Origin of the sequence: Pseudoalteromonas sp. T1lg48 (assembly GCF_002964785.1) — a bacterium.
Taxonomy (GTDB): Bacteria; Pseudomonadota; Gammaproteobacteria; order Enterobacterales; family Alteromonadaceae; genus Pseudoalteromonas.
This window is the reverse complement of record NZ_PQCC01000001.1, coordinates 190522-207453: the sequence shown is the minus strand read 5'-3', so window position 1 is coordinate 207453 and position 16932 is coordinate 190522. Positions and strand designations below refer to the sequence as shown.

General features: G+C 50.5%; 18 protein-coding genes. 9 read left to right on the top strand and 9 right to left on the bottom strand.

Going from position 1 to position 16932, the window contains the following annotated elements; all coding sequences use genetic code 11:
- Positions 1–66: 66 nt before the first annotated feature.
- Both C2M29_RS00955 and C2M29_RS00950 read left to right on the top strand, forming a co-directional pair.
- Complete coding sequence (locus C2M29_RS00955) at positions 67–1047, top strand: FHA domain-containing protein (RefSeq protein WP_105187937.1); 981 nt, start codon at positions 67–69, stop codon at positions 1045–1047.
- Between the two features lie 14 nt (positions 1048–1061).
- A complete protein-coding gene (locus C2M29_RS00950) occupies positions 1062–3695 on the top strand; it encodes a serine/threonine-protein kinase (protein ID WP_105187936.1) in 2634 nt (877 codons plus the stop codon).
- Positions 3696–3702: 7 nt separating this feature from the next.
- Here the strand turns inward: C2M29_RS00950 and C2M29_RS00945 are convergent, their stop codons facing one another.
- The 4 genes from C2M29_RS00945 to C2M29_RS00930 all read right to left on the bottom strand — a co-directional run bounded on the left by C2M29_RS00945 (position 3703) and on the right by C2M29_RS00930 (position 5719).
- Entirely contained in the window at positions 3703–4251 is a 549-nt protein-coding gene (locus C2M29_RS00945) for a hypothetical protein (protein ID WP_105187935.1), read from the bottom strand.
- 102 nt (positions 4252–4353) lie between these two features.
- Positions 4354–4785 carry a secondary thiamine-phosphate synthase enzyme YjbQ gene (locus C2M29_RS00940; RefSeq protein ID WP_105187934.1) on the bottom strand — a complete coding sequence of 144 codons (432 nt, stop codon included), beginning with the start codon at positions 4783–4785 and terminating at the stop codon, positions 4354–4356.
- Positions 4782–5249, bottom strand: coding sequence for a chemotaxis protein CheX (locus C2M29_RS00935; RefSeq protein ID WP_105187933.1), 468 nt, complete (start codon positions 5247–5249; stop codon positions 4782–4784). The genes C2M29_RS00940 and C2M29_RS00935 overlap by 4 nt, the downstream gene beginning before the upstream one ends.
- A gap of 35 nt (positions 5250–5284) precedes the next feature.
- A complete protein-coding gene (locus C2M29_RS00930) occupies positions 5285–5719 on the bottom strand; it encodes a transcriptional repressor (RefSeq protein WP_105187932.1) in 435 nt (144 codons plus the stop codon).
- Between the two features lie 114 nt (positions 5720–5833).
- Here C2M29_RS00930 and C2M29_RS00925 point away from each other — a divergent pair, with 114 nt between their 5' ends.
- The 6 genes from C2M29_RS00925 (at position 5834) to C2M29_RS00900 (ending at position 10233) form a co-directional block, all read left to right on the top strand.
- A complete protein-coding gene (locus C2M29_RS00925; protein ID WP_105187931.1) occupies positions 5834–6442 on the top strand; it encodes a MarC family protein in 609 nt (202 codons plus the stop codon).
- A gap of 95 nt (positions 6443–6537) precedes the next feature.
- Positions 6538–7542 carry a tRNA dihydrouridine(20/20a) synthase DusA gene (gene dusA / locus C2M29_RS00920; RefSeq protein WP_105187930.1) on the top strand — a complete coding sequence of 335 codons (1005 nt, stop codon included), beginning with the start codon at positions 6538–6540 and terminating at the stop codon, positions 7540–7542.
- Between the two features lie 143 nt (positions 7543–7685).
- Positions 7686–7889, top strand: coding sequence for a PspC domain-containing protein (locus C2M29_RS00915; RefSeq protein WP_105187929.1), 204 nt, complete (start codon positions 7686–7688; stop codon positions 7887–7889).
- A gap of 102 nt (positions 7890–7991) precedes the next feature.
- Positions 7992–8468, top strand: a complete 477-nt coding sequence (locus C2M29_RS00910; protein ID WP_105187928.1) for a copper chaperone PCu(A)C — start codon at positions 7992–7994, stop codon at positions 8466–8468.
- Between the two features lie 8 nt (positions 8469–8476).
- A complete protein-coding gene (locus C2M29_RS00905) occupies positions 8477–9463 on the top strand; it encodes a DUF2333 family protein (RefSeq protein WP_105187927.1) in 987 nt (328 codons plus the stop codon).
- An 11-nt stretch (positions 9464–9474) separates the two neighbouring features.
- Positions 9475–10233 (top strand): TIGR04219 family outer membrane beta-barrel protein, encoded by a 759-nt coding sequence (locus tag C2M29_RS00900; protein ID WP_105187926.1) that lies wholly within the window; start codon positions 9475–9477, stop codon positions 10231–10233.
- 60 nt (positions 10234–10293) lie between these two features.
- Here C2M29_RS00900 and C2M29_RS00895 read toward each other — a convergent pair whose 3' ends face one another.
- From C2M29_RS00895 to C2M29_RS00885, 3 genes are all read right to left on the bottom strand, one after another.
- Positions 10294–10854, bottom strand: a complete 561-nt coding sequence (locus tag C2M29_RS00895; RefSeq protein ID WP_105187925.1) for an SRPBCC family protein — start codon at positions 10852–10854, stop codon at positions 10294–10296.
- A 179-nt stretch (positions 10855–11033) separates the two neighbouring features.
- Positions 11034–11819 carry an META domain-containing protein gene (locus C2M29_RS00890; RefSeq protein WP_105187924.1) on the bottom strand — a complete coding sequence of 262 codons (786 nt, stop codon included), beginning with the start codon at positions 11817–11819 and terminating at the stop codon, positions 11034–11036.
- Positions 11820–11925: 106 nt separating this feature from the next.
- The gene (locus tag C2M29_RS00885) at positions 11926–12492 is read right to left on the bottom strand and encodes a PhnA domain-containing protein (RefSeq protein WP_105187923.1); all 567 of its coding nucleotides are present in this window, start codon (positions 12490–12492) and stop codon (positions 11926–11928) included.
- 240 nt (positions 12493–12732) lie between these two features.
- Here C2M29_RS00885 and C2M29_RS00880 point away from each other — a divergent pair, with 240 nt between their 5' ends.
- Positions 12733–13350, top strand: coding sequence for a paraquat-inducible protein A (locus C2M29_RS00880; RefSeq protein ID WP_105187922.1), 618 nt, complete (start codon positions 12733–12735; stop codon positions 13348–13350).
- On the opposite strand, the gene C2M29_RS00875 is transcribed toward C2M29_RS00880, so the two are convergent.
- Both C2M29_RS00875 and ppk1 read right to left on the bottom strand, forming a co-directional pair.
- Positions 13347–14834, bottom strand: coding sequence for a Ppx/GppA phosphatase family protein (locus C2M29_RS00875; protein ID WP_233998321.1), 1488 nt, complete (start codon positions 14832–14834; stop codon positions 13347–13349). The genes C2M29_RS00880 and C2M29_RS00875 overlap by 4 nt on opposite strands.
- Positions 14821–16899 carry a polyphosphate kinase 1 gene (gene ppk1, locus C2M29_RS00870; RefSeq protein WP_105187920.1) on the bottom strand — a complete coding sequence of 693 codons (2079 nt, stop codon included), beginning with the start codon at positions 16897–16899 and terminating at the stop codon, positions 14821–14823. Before ppk1 ends, C2M29_RS00875 begins: the two co-directional genes overlap by 14 nt.
- Between the last annotated feature and the right edge of the window lie 33 nt (positions 16900–16932).

The window sequence follows — 16932 nt, the reverse complement described above, 5'->3', positions numbered from 1 at the left end:
TTTCTAAAAAAAAGCCCAAAATGTCAGTTACAACAATTCTTATAGGGACAGGTGCTGGGAGCGGATATGGCTTACCTTATCGAACTAGATACGGACAATGTGATCTACCTGCATGCCCACCATAGTTTTGGTCGCTTTCAATATAGCGTCGATACCCTAGTTGTTGAGCCCAGCGTGTCGAAAATTCACTGTATTATCGAGTGGCAGGGGAGTCATTGGCAGATCCGCGATCTAAGTCGTAATGGCACCTGGTTGAACTCGAAACGCTTGGAAAAAGATCGCCCAGAGATATTGCATTGCAATGATCTGCTTACCTTTCCCGGCAATAGCTGCAGCGGTTATCGGGTTGCCAATCTCGATAAGCCCGAAGATATGCTGATTATTCTCAACTCATTGCAACGGCCTACCGAGCAACATATACCCCTTAGCAGCTATAATCTGATCCCAGATGAGCAGCCGGAAATTGCCGTATTTATTCAGCGTGAGAGCGGCTTTTGGTGTTTTGAACGCCTCGACGGACCGCTGCTTGAGCACACCATTATCATAGAGCATGACAGGGTGAGCGACAGTCGCCATACCTATCAATTGCACTTAAGCCATAGCGAGGCGGCAACCGCCATGCGTGATGTGGCCAGCGTGAAACTGGCGGATCTTAACTTTATTTTCAACCTTACTTTAGATGAAGAGTCGGCGGAGCTGGTGATTAAAGGCCCTAATGAAGAGGTCGACCTGGGTGAGCGTTGCCATCATTATCTTACTCTGAACTTGGCGCGCTATAGGGCGCAGGACGCGGCTAAGGGCGTGCATGAGCTAAGCCAGGGATGGGTTGATACCGAAGTGATCGCCAAAGACTTAGGCATAGATTCCCGCTATCTTAATATTCAAATTCATCGCGCCCGCAAACAATTTAGCGATGCCCTGGCTCATGTGGAAGGGGCGGATCATGTTATTGAACGTAAGCTGCGCAAGGTGCGCTTTAACGCCAGTAACTTCGAGATTTACAAGGGTCACCAACTCGAGGGCGCAATCAACAGCGCTTCTAACTAGTAGGGCTAGCGGTAATGCAGAAGTTAGCACACTACGAGATCAAGCAGCGGGTATACCAAGGTGCCATGGGTACCGTTTATGAGGCCTTCGATACCAAGCTGGAGCGTACGGTCGCGTTGAAGGTGTTGGCGCAGACCGAGCTGAGCGCCGTAGACACAGCCGACGCCCTGAGCGAGGCGCGATTTTTAGCCCGATTAAATCATCCCAACATTATTCAAGTATTTGATTGTGCAGAAGATCAGGGCACACACTTCCTGGTTATGGAATTTTGCCGAGGCAAAAACCTGTTGCAGTATCAAAAGCAGCATTTACTCAGTCTTGAACAAAAGCTCTCCCTGTTGATCGATATCGCCAAAGGCTTGGAACATGCCCACCGCAATGGCATCATTCATCGAGATTTAAAACCCAGCAATATTCTGATCAGTGAGTCGGGGGCGGTGAAAGTCGCCGATTTCGGCATTGCCGAATTCATTGGTGCAAATGCCACGGCCAGTGCCAGCGCCGGTACCCAGGGCTATATGGCTCCGGAGCAGATCCGTTCTCAGGCGCTGAGCAATAACAGCGACTGGTTTTCTTTTTGCGTGCTTGCCATTGAGTTACTGACGGGGCAGCATCCTTATATCGGGCAAGGCAATGGCAGTGAACAAGACCTGGCTCAGGCCATCTGTGCTGGACGCTTTGTTGATCTCAACGCGTTTTCCGACTATCTGCCGCAGCCGCTGCTCCATATCCTCGCTCAAGGTTTAGCGGTAGAGCCTGCAGAGCGCGTTAATTTACGCCGCGGGGCGCTGAGCACCCAGCTTGAACAAATATTGCAGCTGCAGGTACAGCAGGCCATTTTGGCACAGCAAACAGAGCCGCTAGAGACGTCATTTTTGGGGGAGCCTAATGACCCGGTTGCACCCGATACTTCATCCTCAGACACGCCTACAGGCCGGGCTCAATCGGACTCAAAACGCGCTCAGCAGGCTTGGTATTATGGCATAACCCTCACCCTGATCACCGCCTTGCTGGTGGCCCTTTACCTGTTTCGTGACTACCTAATTAAGGCGCCGGTGGTGGCTATCCTACCGACCCAGGTGCAGATCCAAGCCCCCGAGTTTGCTTACTATCAGGGGACGCTCAGCGGTTCTATTCAAAGTGCTTTGTGGCAGCAATTGGCGTCGCAAAATGAACACCTGGTTAGCCATACGGAGTTGTTGATGTTGGCTAAAGGGGTCGAGGCAACGCGCTTACAAGACCCGAAAACCTATTTTCAAATGCTCGCCGATTACACTGGGGCAAGCGTTTTTATCACCAGTTCGGCGGTTTGCCAGCAGCGCTACTGCAGCATTGAAATCAGCCGCCTGGAAGCGCCAGACTGGCAGCTAGTGGCAACCAGGCAGTGGCAAACGGATCTGGTCGATACCCGCAATGTGCATGAATCGGCACGCTTTTATGGTGCCAGCCTGTTTGCCCATGAAGCGACTTTTGATGAGCAGGACAAGCAAGCACTGCAAGAGCAGTTCTTTAATTATTACAACCGCTATTATCAGAATGGCGAGATCAGCGAGCAGCTGTTTAGCGATATTATGGCGCTGCTGAGCACGCAGCCGCACTTTGATGTGGGCTACACACTGGCGCGGGAGCTGGCGTTGCAGCTTGATAATATTACCGGTAGGGATGAATATGTTGACCAGGTACTGGGTTTACTCAATCAGGCGCCGGGGCAATATCAGCGCCGCCCCAGTTATTATAGCAATCGTATTTTATTGTCCTTGGCTCAGGGCGAAATCGAAGAGGCGTCCCATTACCTGGCGCAATTACGTCAGTTAGGCGGAGTTGAGGCGGAGTTTTTAAACCTGCAAGCCTCCTGGTATCTGGCACAAGGGGAGCGAGAGAAAGGGCGCGAGGCTTTGGAGCGCTCCTTGATGATGCGTCCGAATCTGAATGTGCAGAAGAAGCTGGCCACCTTGCTCTATAGCATGGGGGACAGCGACTCGGCGCAATCCTTGCTCGACGATGTAGTCAATAAGCTGCCGTTGGACGGGGATGCACAGAAGTTATTGGCTGCGCTGGCGCTTACCCGCGGTGATTTTGCTACCGTTATTCAACGCTATGAGGCGATCATTAAGGAATCCTTAGACCCCAAGGATGTCGCCAACACCACCATACTGGCGAATCTTGCCCTGGCCTATCTGTACTCGCAACAATATCAGCAGGCGCAAACCATGGCCGCCCAAGCGCACAACCTGGCGCCAAATAACTCGGCCATTACCTTAAATTATGCGGATGCACTAACCCTGGCGGGGCAACTGGCGTCGGGGCGTAAATATTATCAGCAGGTGATCGATGTAAATAATGGCGAACAGTCGGCCTACTCTTGGTCGGATAGGGCCCAGGCCTATGCTCATCTAGGGGATTATCAACGGGCAACTACCGCCATAAAGACCAGTTTGGAACTGGGGCAGGAGCTGGCCGATATTCACTACGCCGCGGCTATTGTTTACGCCGCAACCGGAGATGAACACTCGGCGTTGTACTATGTGCAAAAGGCGATGCAGGCGGGCTACAGCGGCAATTGGTTTGTCCTACCCTGGTTCAAGCCGTTATGTGCTTATCCGCAATTTACGGCGCGGTTAAGCCAGCCACAACGGCTTTGTAAATAGGGTTGGGTTATTGCTCTTTAGGACGTTCGACAATAATGCGCGGATCCTGCGACATGTAATAACGCCCGCTACTTAGTTGCTTGGCGGTATAACGAAAGCCAATGGTTAATGGCTGGGCCGAAGGCGAAGGCGTGACCTCAATCACCTTATCCAACGGGCTATTATCACTTCCGGCATAGTTAATGGTGGGCTCTACCTGGCGCAGCACTATGGTTAGCTGCTTCTTATCGTCGCTCAACTCTGAGTCGACGTTATAATTACAATTGCTGTTATTTTTAACGTATTCGACACCATTACCGAAAAACTCCCAATCCGGGTCTTCAATATGAACGACAAACCTTGCCTCCTGGAGCTTTTCTAGACTGGGATCGCTGGGGTTGTTGGTGAAGTTGACGTTAAAGTCGTCGTTGTTGGGGCCGCCGAGGCTTTCGCCGCTTTCGCTAAGCTGGGTTATCCAGCGCTGTGAGGTGCTGGGGGTGAGCATAAAGCTTTGTTGCGCTGTATAGTCGTTGGGCTCGCAGGGAACGATCAGGGTGTTATTATTGGGTGTTAGCATTATTGTTCCTTATTAGTTCAGAGGCCTATTAACTATAGCCGCAGTTTTAGTAAATAAGGAATAGTTGTAATTTATTGTAAGAAAAGGGCTTTTTTGTTTTTATTAGGGGTACATTTGACCCTGAAAAGTGGCAAGGATGCGACGTTTACCACCGGCATCACGGTGCTCACCTAAATAAATGCCCTGCCAGGTGCCAAGTACCAGACGTCCGTCACGTATCGGCAGGGTAAGCTCACAGCCCAGGGTGCTGGCCTTGATATGCGCGGGCATATCGTCATCGCCTTCATAGGTATGGCGATAAAAAGGCTGGCGTTCGGGGGCGGCCCAGTTAAAGTGCGCCTCCATATCCTGACGTACCGTGGGATCGGCATTTTCATTAATGGTTAAACTGGCCGAGGTATGCAGCAGCAGTAAGTGTACTAACCCCACCTGATACTGGCCGATTTGTGGCAAGAGTTGCGCTAGTTCATCATCGATAAGGTGAAAACCGCGCGCTTTGGCGCTGAGGGTGATCTGTTGTTGTTGCCAGCTCATAAGGTATCAAAGCTCACTTCTATATGGGCTTTGCCCGCGGGAGAGCTAAAGGGTACAAGCAGGGTTTTACCCTGGCATTTATGACTGAGATGATGACCCTTACCAGCTACCACCACAGGGGTGGCCATATCAAAATCATAGCCCTTATCGCCGAGCAGGTTTTTGGCGCCACCGGTGACCATGTTAGTGATCTCGCCAACCATGTCGGTTACTTCCTCATTCACGCTGGCGGGGCGCTCGCCGAGCATGCGTTGCATAATGTCCAAGGCTAACGCTTCGTCGAAGGTGATCGACATCGAGCCCTTGGTTTGTGGGCCAAGCATGCCAATCATCCCGGAAACATCGCCCAGCGCCATTTCGCCGTTTTTAATACTAGGCTTCCCCGGCTCAAGCTTGGTATTGGCCATGGTGGCCAACACGTTTAACAGGGACGAAAGAAAAGGGTTAATAAATTCGACATTCATAAAGATGACTAGACTCGGCGTACTGCTGCTGGAGATTAAGATTGGCAGTTTTTGCAAATGCCATGGGCTTCTATGGTTTGTGAGCTGACGCTAAAGCCGTTCTCCAGGGCGAGGGCACTTAATTCGTGGGACAGCACACTAGAATGCAGCTCGGCCACATGACCGCACTGGTCGCAGATCAGCAATTGCACCGGATGAATTGACTCAAAGTGATGACACAACATAAAGGCATTGGTGCTTTCGATTTTATGGATAAATCCCTGCTCCGCCAAAAAGTCTAAGGCGCGGTAGATGGTGGCCGGTTTGGCGCTGCTCTCGGTGACCTTGAGCTGCTCTAACAAGTCGTAGGCACCCACACCGCTTTCGGTGCTCGCCAGTAAGCGAAAAACCTTTTCTCTAATGGGTGTGAAGCGCGCACCTTTGCTATCACACATTCTTTTCGCTTTATTGACCAGCGCATCGACGTTCATAGGTTACCTTTTTGATCTTCTTGCCACCCCTAATAGCATACTATGGTAGCGAAAAATTACTATCTCTGAATTGTCGCCAACGGTATAATTTTGTTTTCATAACTGGGAGTTAGCGTGAACGAGTTAATTGCCACCTTTATCTTCTTTTTTGCGGTCATCGACCCGGTGGGCACCATTCCGGTATTTATCGCCGTCACCCGCGGCGAAGACGCCGCCTTCAAGCGCAAGGTAGCCTATAAGGCCGTCGCCGTCTCAGCCCTGGTGTTGCTATTTTTTGTGGTGGTCGGCGAGCTGCTACTGAACGCCATCCGTATTCCCCTGGCCGCGTTTCAAATTGCTGGCGGTATCGTTCTGTTGTTATTTGCTTTGACCATGATCTTTGGTGAGGGTAAGCCGGAGTCCGAGATTAAAAGCATGCGCGACTCCACCGAGACCGCCATTTTCCCTTTGGCGATCCCTTCCATTGCCAGCCCTGGAGCCATGTTGGGGGCAGTACTGATGACCCGAAATGAAGAGTTTACCTGGGTGGAACAGGCGATCACTTCTTCTGTGATGCTGGGTGTGCTGATATTGGTGCTTATGCTCTTGCTGCTTGCCCGTTATGTGCATAACTTTATCGGCGATAGCGGTGCCAGTATTATTTCCCGGGTAATGGGCCTGATCTTAAGCTCGGTGGCGGTGGCCAATATCCTTGGTGGTATTAAAGATTATTTTGCGCTTTAGTATGAGGATGCTTTGATGGCGTGAAATTTATGCTGGAGTTGCGTATAATTCGCGCCCTTATTGCTCAGAAGCAGTGCATAGATAGGTAATCAGCCATGACAGACACAATCATCCACACGCCGACCCCAACTTGGCAGCAAGACACTTTCCGTCGCTTTAGCGTCGCGCCCATGCTGGATTGGACCGACCGTCATTGCCGTACCTTTCATCGCTTAATGACTAAAGAGGCTGTGCTTTACACCGAGATGATCACTACCGGTGCCATTATTCACGGTAAGGGTGATTACCTGCATTTTAACCAGCACGAGCAACCGGTTGCCCTGCAGCTGGGTGGTTCAAACCCCGAGGAGCTGGCCCATTGCGCCAAGCTGGCAGCCCAGCGCGGTTATGCGGAAATTAACTTAAACGTAGGTTGTCCTTCTGACCGGGTGCAAAATGGCCGCTTTGGTGCCTGTCTGATGGCGGAGCCGGAACTGGTGGCCGAGGGTATTGCGGCGATGAAGGCGGTGACCGATATTCCGGTTACGGTCAAAACCCGTATCGGTATCGACGAGCAAGACAGCTACGAGTTTCTGCTGGCGTTAATCGATGCCAACCATAAGATTGGCTGCGACGACTTTATTATTCATGCCCGTAAGGCCTGGTTGCAGGGCTTGAGCCCGAAAGAAAACCGCGAGATCCCGCCGCTCGATTATCCCCGTGTATATCAGCTTAAAAAAGACTATCCGCACCTGCATATCAGCATTAATGGCGGTATTAAAACCATTGCCGAGTGTCAGCACCATTTGCAGCATGTTGATGGTGTAATGATAGGCCGTGAAGCCTACAGCAACCCTTATTTGCTAGCGCAGGTGGATGCCGAGCTCTACGGCCAGCCAGGCTGCACCCTGACTCGTCATCAGATAGCCGAGCAAATGCTGGGTTATATCGATGATGAAATGCGCCAGGGCGCACGGTTTTGGCATGTGGCGCGCCATATGCTGGGGCTTTTCCAGGGCATGCCGGGGGCGCGCGGTTATCGTCGCCACCTCTCTGAGAATGGCCATAAGCGTGAGGCCACGGCGCAAACCCTGGTACAGGCCCTGGCCTTTGTCAGCTAGAAGTAGGCAAAAACACCATAAATTAGTCTTTAAGGCTAATTAAACCTCGTCAACCATAAAAGATAACCCTTTAAATTCAAATGGTTATTTTTTGGCATATAACTTGAGAGCCATGGAGTAGTTCCACTACTTAGGAGTACACCATGGCTAAATCAAGCAGCACTTATTATCGCGATGCCCTGGATAAGAAAATCTCCGGCGTCTGCGCCGGTTTTGCTAAACACCACCATTTGCCAACCTGGCTGGTGCGCTTGGCGGTGATCATCATCTTCCTCAATGCCCCCATCATCATGGCGGCGGTTTATCTTGTTTGCCACCTGCTCTTTGAAGAGCAGATCATGATTTAATCCCATCCCGATGGGGTTTAGGTTGCTGATTTTACTGAAGACACTCAGGTGTCATTAAGTTATATTAGGATACCTTCAGGGGAATAAATTCAAGGAAGCATTATGTTGCGTATTTTCAATCGGGCCTTGCTTACGGCAACGGCCCTTTGTGCTTGTGCCTTTAGTTACGCCCAGGATGGGCTGACGCTCAGTGATGCGAAAGTTCGCCAGTTCTTGCCAGCGGCCAGCAGCTCGGTGGGCTATTTTACGCTGAAGAATGACTCTCAGCGCGAGCGCACCCTTAAAGCCGTTGAACTGGAATCGCTCGGGCGTGTGGAAATTCATACCCATGAACACAGCGATGGCATGATGAAAATGCGTCAATTAGACAGCCTCACTATCGGCGCAAATAGCCGCGTAGTGTTGCAACCGGGTGGGCTACACTTAATGTTATTTTTGCCACAGCAAGCCCTTAGCGTCGATCAGACACTGAAAATGACATTGATCTTCGCCGATGGCGAACGTGTACATGGCCAGGCGCGCGTTTTCAGTTTAATCGAGCAAAAGCGCGACAATGGCAGTGAGCACCACCACAACTAGGAGTTGATATGTCACAGCATAAAGGAAAGATCGCAGCCGCCATCGCCGCTGTACTATTGTTATTCTATTTAATTGCCGTGTATTGGAGCATAGAGCCAGACCGCTTTGATGTGCTTGAAAATGCCAAACAGCAGGCCAGTGAACGCAACGAGCAACTGGTGACGGGCTATGTGACCACCTCGACGCTGATCACCGTGACTCAATCTTTACTCGACAAACCAGGTGGTTACCTCAGCAATGATATGATGCCGCCAAGCGTCATGATGGACAATATGCCGGCCTGGGAATATGGCGCGCTGGAAATGGCCCGGGATATGGCCTTATCCATGCGTAAGGACTTCAGCCGCTCGCAATCTCAATCGACCGAGCACCCCTCGCTGAAAAAAGCCCAGCCGCAATTTAATATCAGCAATACCGCCTGGATGTGGCCAAGCGCCGAGGGTGAGTACCAAAAAGGCATTGAGCTGCTGATCGAGTACCGCTCGCAAATTGCCGACAGCAATGATCGCCAAAGCCAGTTTTATGCCCGCGCCGATAACCTGCGCGCCTGGGTAAAAGAGGCGGAAAAACGTCTAGGCAGCTTAAGTCAGCGCCTCAGTGCCAGTGTCGGTCAGGAGCGCTTAAACACGGATTTAGCCGGAGATCGTGAAGCCCATCAAGCCACCTATGCCCCTCATGAGCAAATGGTGCGCACCTCCTGGTGGAAAATAGACGACACCTTTTATGAAGCCCGTGGCGCCACTTGGGCGTTGCTGCATTTTTTAAGTGCCATTGAACATGACTTTGCCGACGTGTTGGAAAAGAAAAACGCCAAGGTGAGTGTGCAGCAGATCATCCGTGAACTCGAGGCAACTCAGGAGCCGGTATGGAGTCCCATGGTCTTAAACGGCAGTGGCTTTGGTTTTGTGGCCAATCACTCTTTGGTGATGGCTAATTATATTTCGCGTGCCAATGCGGCACTGATTGAACTAAGCGAGTTACTCGCACAAGGATAATAGGGGATAAAATGAAAAAGTACGTTCTAGCGGCAGCAGTATCGTTAGCAACCATGGCACCAGTGGCCCAGGCCGATACGTTATTAGGTTTATACGTAGGTGCCGAAGGCTGGCAGGCAGAGCCGGAAGGCAGCTTTGGTAGTAAAGGCAATGCCCAACAAGATTTCTCGTTCGAAGATGAAACCTTAACCAGTTACTACGTGGCCCTAGAGCACCCAGTACCACTTATCCCTAACGTGAAGCTACGTTACACGGAAATGGATGTAACCGGCGACACCACCCTAGTCGACGGCTTTGAGTTCCAGGACATTAACTTTGGCGCCGGTACCCAGTTGTATACCGAAACCGACCTAACTCATATCGACTACGTGCTGTATTACGAAATCTTCGATAACGATACCTTGTCGATCGACTTGGGTCTTAGCGCCAAGCAGTTCGATGGTGATTTTTACATCACTGATACCAACAGTGACACCATGGTTCGCACCGATTTCTCTGGCTTTGTACCTCTGGCCTATGGTCGTGCTCAAGTAGGCCTGCCATTCACCGGTCTGAGCGTATTCGCCGAAGGCAGCATGTTCGCCCTGGATGACAGCTCGGTACATGACTACCAGGTTGGTGTGGAATGGGAAGTGATCGATAACATGGCCGTTGACGTGGCCGTACGTGCCGGTTACCGCAGCATGTTGATTGAGCTGGATGATATCGACGATATCAACACGGATATCGACGTATCCGGACCTTTCGCAGGTTTGCAGGTGCACTTCTAAGCATTTGAGTGCATAAAAAAGCGCCTTTTGGCGCTTTTTTTGTGTTTGTTGAAAGCCAGGCTAGGCGTCGATGGGCTGCTCGTCGTTGACCTTAATGTCAGGCAGTTCGGCCAGTGTTTTTAAGTTGTTCAGGCTATGGGTGATGGTGTTTTGCAGTTGATGTTCGGCAAACCAGGCAAGATATGGGCCCAGCACGGGAATGGCGATTTCCCCTTGCTGTTCCCAGGTCACCCGACTGCCCTGAGCATATCCTTCAATACGAATTACGCCTCGGGAAAGGTATTCGTTGTTGACCAACACTTGAAACTCCAAACGTTCGGCGTTGCTGTGAGTGATGCTGAGCTCGCCGCCAGAATTCTCACCCAGCCAGTTAATGTGTGCACCCACGCCTTGCGTCTTACCATAGACCTGCAGTTGGGCCTGATCTTCAATTTGTTTCACGGCCAGCCATTTTTGCCAGTTGTTTAAATCCTGCAACCAAGGGGCCACCTGTGTGGTGGAGCGATTGATATCGACACTGCGTTGAACCTGATAGCCGGGGGGCAGTACCAGGCCAAAAAAGATGATGACAAGTATGATAAGCACCAGGATTTTTATCAGTTTTTCTAAGGCTGTCAGCACGCTATATGGCCTCTTACTGTGAGTTACAGGTAACTATAAAGAATTGAATATCCTGTTCGTAGGGAATTTACCATGCCTGGCGTTTATGAATTGGGAACATTTAAGCATTGCCCAAGGGCAAAAGGAAGGGTCTAACAGGGAAGGGGGAAGGCGGCACCGGGGGCACCGCAACATCCGGGTTATTTTAGGTGCACGGCCTTAAAGCTTGCCAGGGCATCACCTTGCTCGCTTTTCAGCGTTAAGGTGTCACCTTGAATGAGATATGAAAAGGTGTCAGCAAGCGCTTTGCTAAGCTGCTGTTCTTGCTCCATCAATTCCATACACATTTTTTGGGTGCTGGCTAACGACTTAAAGCGCAGGCCAAAGTGTTGGCCTTTAACGTACTGGCCCATGGTCTGGTTGCAGCTTAAGAAGCCGCTCATGCGACCATCTTGATGCAGGGTAATGTGTGGCTCACGCTTTTTCACAACCACGTCATTACCACCTACCTTGACCGCTTTCCAGTAGGTATTCACCAGGCTCTCATCTGGTTTGGCAACGCGTTCCATCATCACCTTAATTGGGCTTTGTGTTTGCGTGGTGCCAAAGGGGTCGTTATTTTGCGTGGTAATATACCGCAGTTCGCCATCCAGGGTTATTTTGGCGCTGACACTGTAGCGCATGCGCTCTTGCAGAGCATCGGCAGCGTAGGTCAAGGTTAGATCATAGGGCGGTGCGCCATCTAGGGTGATGGTTTCGCTGGCAATCACCTCAGCCGGCGCATCCATTTTAGACACATCGGAAAGGGTTACGGTTAATTGTGAGCCGGGAGGTTGCAGACTGCGGTCTTTGTATAAGACTTGCACTTGCATGGATTTCATTTGTTGCTCGGCGGCGGTTTCGGCGCTTTGCTCCGGGGTATTGCTACAGGCACCCAATAATACACTGGTAAGGGCTAGGGCCGAAAAAGTGATCTTTTTGCTCATATTATTAACTCCTTTAATACTGCCAGTACTTTAAGTAAATATGTATTAATTACACCTTAATACATGGACTTATACTGCGACCCTCACGCTTATCATGCGCTGGTCGCTATTTTTTTACGAACTTAGTAAGAATGACTATTCGCTGACCTTCAACGCGCCCCTCGATATGCTCCGGGTTTGACGTTAGGCCTATATTGCGTACCGCTGTGCCACGCTTGGCAACTAAGCTACTGCCTTTAACATCTAAATCTTTGATCAGGGTAACAGTGTCACCCGCTGCAAGGCGTACACCGTTGGAATCGAGATGCACCACATCTTCGTCTTCGGCAATGGCGGCCTCGGCCCATTGTTGAGTTTGCTCATCAAGGTATAGCATATCGAGCATATCGCCGGCCCAACTGTGTTCGGCGCTTAATTTATTGAGTAGTCGCCAAGCCACAACCTGTACCGCCGGCACCTGGCTCCACATGCTGTCATTAAGACAGTGCCAATGGGTGTCGCTTAACTGGTCTTGATTTTGTAATTGCTCGGCACAAAAACCACACACCAGAATGGATTTGTCGGAATGGGCTTCACCTTCTGGTGGTACAGCGTAAACACTTAGGTTGTCGCTGCTGGCACATAATTCACATTGGTTGTTGCTACGATCTCGTAATGTTTGCTCTATGCTCATAAAAATCAGTACTTAAAGAGTAGAAGAAAGCTCAATTATAACCAATATACCCACACAAAAGGTATTGTTTTAGGAACTGTTCGCTCTAAAGTAACCCTTAGGACAAGCGGGCTCTAGGTAATTTGTGTACATAAATGTACAAAAAAGCTTTTTTGCGCTTCAGAAACAGCCATAATAACAAGATGTTGCGAGGTGGCGCGGCCACGCGTGTTGCACTTTTGACTTGGTTGGAGGAATGCCGTGCGTCGTTTATTGATTAGTCTACTGCTTATTTTATCTTTGGTGTTGCTGGCCTTCGCGGTCACCGAGCCGGCGCTGACTATAGAAGCGAAAATTGCCAAATCTGAACTGGCTAAGAGTGCCGTTGAAGCCATCACCGAGGACAGTGACGGCCAAAGTCGTTATATGCTTCATACCTTGGCACAAATGCTCGGCCTGGACCGTCTTGAAGGGCATATTGAGGCCTACGGCAAGACGCGCAGCATCTGGGGCACAGTGGTGGAGCTGTATCAACATAATAATGTCTTGGTTGCCGTGCTGGTGGCGATGTTTTCTGTGGTGGTGCCCCTGTTTAAATCGACCCTGCAATTTGCCATCTTGCTGCTCGGGCCAAGGCCTATAGCAGAACGTATGCAAGGGCTTAGTGCGATGCTGAGTAAGTGGAGCATGGCCGATGTGTTTGTACTGGCGCTGATCATCACCTACCTGGGCGGCAATGCCGATGGCCACTTTGGTCAGTTGGTGATCATGCAGGCACAGTTGCATCAGGGCTTCTGGTTATTCCTTGGCTATTGTCTGGTGTCGATTATCACCAGTATATTGTTACATCATCAACGGCAAATATGGAGCCGGGCCTAAAATATCTGCAGCTTTAAGCCCAGCTTTTGCCATTGCCTTTGTTCGGCCTCCAGATCGGCGGCAAACAAGCTGTGCTCCTTGAGCCATTGATCCTTAAACTCCAAGCTTAACGAGTGACCATCCACTGTGATGGCAAACTGAGGTTTACTCAGCGCCTGGCGCTTACGATTAAGCAGCACCGCCAGACGAAACAGCGCTATTAGCCTATACAGCGTGGCTTGCTGCAGGTGGATAAAGTCGGGCATTTCTCTAAGCTTGATTTTTTTCCGATAGAAGCGCGTTAACGTCGCCAGCAGCCGCTGTTGTTCCTGGGTAAAGCCAGGCAATTGGCTGTTAGCTATGATATAGGCGCTATGCTTATGCAATCCCGAGGAATTGATGCTCAAACCTACCTCATGTAGTTGCGCGGCCCAATTGAGGGTGACTAAATCCTCGTCGCATAGCCGCCATGGCTCGGCAACATGGGGGAAGAGCCATTGCAGGGAATCACATACATTGGCTGCGTGCTCGGTATCGATAACATAGCGGGCGCTCAGGTTTGCTATGGTGGTCACGCGAATATCCTTGGCACTGAGCTTTTCATGCAGCTCATGCAGCAGGCCCTCACGTAGCGAGTAATCACAATAATTGAGTTTATCTATGCCCAGCGAACGCATGACTGCGAGCAGTATGGCCAGGCCACCGCAAAATGTGGCGCGGCGCTCGGGTATCAGCTCGCTAGAGGGGAGATGGTCGATATGACCGGCTGCACAGCTACCGTTCATCAGTTGCAGTAAATCGTTCAGGGTCAAAGCCTGATTCAGGTCACCCTCATGGCATATGGCGGTGAGGACTTTGGCTGTGCCCGAGGTGGCAAGCACATGTTGCCAGCCTAACTGGCCATAAGTATTGGTGATCGACTCCAGCTCCTGTTCGGCACGCAAGATAGCGCGTTGAAAACGTTTTTTGGTGATCCGCCCGTCGCCGAAAAACTGCTGTGAGTAACTGACGCAGCCCATGTTTCTGCTGCTTAATGCCAGGTGCTGATGGTGCTCGCCGATCACCAGCTCGGTGCTGCCACCACCTATGTCGATAACCAAACGACGGCCGTCATGGTGCAGGTGTTGAGCCACTCCCTGATAAATCAGCCGCGCTTCTTCCTGACCGGAGATCACATCGATATGAAAAGGGAAAATGGCTCGCGCACGTTGCATGAAGCGTTTTACATTGCGGGCCCGGCGCAGAGTATAAGTGGCCACCACCTTGACGTTGGCGGCGGGAAAGTCCGCCAGAGTATGGGCAAACTGTTTGAGCACAGCCACCGCCCTGTCTATGGCTTCGTCGCTCAGGCAGGCGCGCTGATCTAGCCCCGCGGCGAGGTAAACCCGTTGTTTTTCCTTGTGTAATACCTCGAAACGGCCATCGACTTCACGGGCCAACAGCAAATGAAAGCTGTTCGAACCTAAGTCAACGGCGGCGTAAGTCGTGGGCTCATTGCTCTGCACGGCTGCTTTCCCATTTTTTGAGATAGTCATGTATGGCGATTTGCGAGCGAATCTTCTTCTTATTACCGCGGCGTACATACTGGTTCTGCTGTTGTGCATCAATAATACGGGCTTTGCTGCGGTCGCGCCATTGCAGCTCAAGAATGTCGACTATCATCTGTTGTAGCGCCGGGCTGTAGATGGGCACGCCCACTTCGACACGATGGTCGAGGTTGCGGGTCATCCAGTCGGCGGAGGATATATACACCTTACTTTGCTCATACTTGCCGAATACCATTACCCGTGGGTGCTCTAAAAAGCGATCCACTATGCTGATCACCTTAATATTGTCGCTTAAGCCTTTAATGCCGGGTACCAGGGAGCACATGCCGCGAATAATCAGCCGTATCTTTACACCTTGTTGTGACGCTATATAGAGCCTATCGATCAATTCCTTATCAACCAGGTTATTGATCTTAATAAGAATACTGCCATTGCGTTTAAGTTGGCACTGCTCTTCAATCAGGCTGTAGATACGTTCACGGGCATTGACCGGTGACACCATCAGGTGCTCGAAGCTAAATGGTTTGTAACTGTGCTCGATAAACTTAAAAACATTGTCGCATTCATCGCAAATGTCAGGGTTTTTGGTAAACAGGCTAAAGTCGGTATAGATCTTTGCAGTTTTCTCGTGGAAGTTACCCGTGCCTATATGGGCATAAGAAACAATTTGTCCCTGCTCCTTACGGTGGATAACGCACAGTTTGGAGTGCACCTTTAAAGACGGAATACCAAAGATAACCTTGATCCCGGCCTCATCAAGTGATTTGGCCCACTGAATATTGTTCTGCTCATCGAATCTGGCCTTGAGCTCAACCATCACAGTCACCTTCTTGCCGTTTTTGGCGGCATTGACCAGGGCACCGATCAAGCGCGACTGGCTGGCCACACGATAAATATTGACCTTGATATGCACCACATCCGGATCAAACGAGGCTTGGCGCACATAGTTCAAAAAGTGATTAAAGGTGTGATAGGGGTAGTAAAGTATGATGTCTTCGTGACTGATGGCATCAAAGACGCTGCTAAAGCGCTCAAAGGCATGGGAGCGCAGGCTCGGCAGTGGACTGTTTTCTAAATAGCGACGACCCACATTGGGAAAGGCCAGAAAGTCGCGGAAGTTACGGTAACGACCGCCGGGAATAAGGGCGTCGAAGCGGTTTATGCCCAAGCGTTTGCGCAGCGCCTTGTGCATTTCGCTGGGCATGGTGTGGTCATAAACCAGGCGCACCGGCTCGGAGCGCAAGCGCTGTTTTAGGCCCTTGGACATCTTATCCAATAGGCCCTCTTCGATTTCATCATCCAGGTTGTACTCGGCGTCGCGGGTAAGTTTTATGGCGTAGCCGCGAATGGTGTCGAAGGTAAAAAAGTTGCCGAACACGTCTTTGAGAAAATAGAGAATAATATCATCGAGCAACACTATGGTTTTTTGTCGCCGGGTCTTTTCCGCGGGCAGCACCACGAAGCGGGGCAGGCGGTTGGTAGGTACCTCCAGCAGCGCATAATGATTTTTATCATTATGCATTTCCACAAACAAATAGGTCATGGTGTCGTTGAGATGGCCGGCGTAATTCTTGTTTTGGTCCACTAGAATGGGCGACAAATGCTCAAGTACCTCGGCCTTAAAATAGTCGCCGAGCCATTGTTGATGAAAGGGGCTGAGTTGTTCCGGACGTTTTACATGAATATTGTGCTCGGTCAGGGTGTTGAGAATAGCATCATAGGCGACATTAAAATCATGGCCCAGAGTTAACACCTTGTCCTGAATTTGCTGCATTAAGGCTTCATCTTCGTCGAAATTGGCGTCTGGGAGCTTATTAAGAAGAATGCGGCGCTTTACATCGGCAACCCGTACCTGGAAGAATTCATCGAGATTATTAGAGAAAATTCCTAAAAAGCGAATGCGCTCGATAATGGGGTTATTGATATCCCTGGCTTCTTGCAAAACCCGCTCGTTAAACGATAGCCAACTCAGCTCCTTGGGATAATAGCTGGTGACGTGCAGGTCGACTTGTTCCATGTTCATAACACACTCAGATTGGAGGCAGGCTAAGTGCGT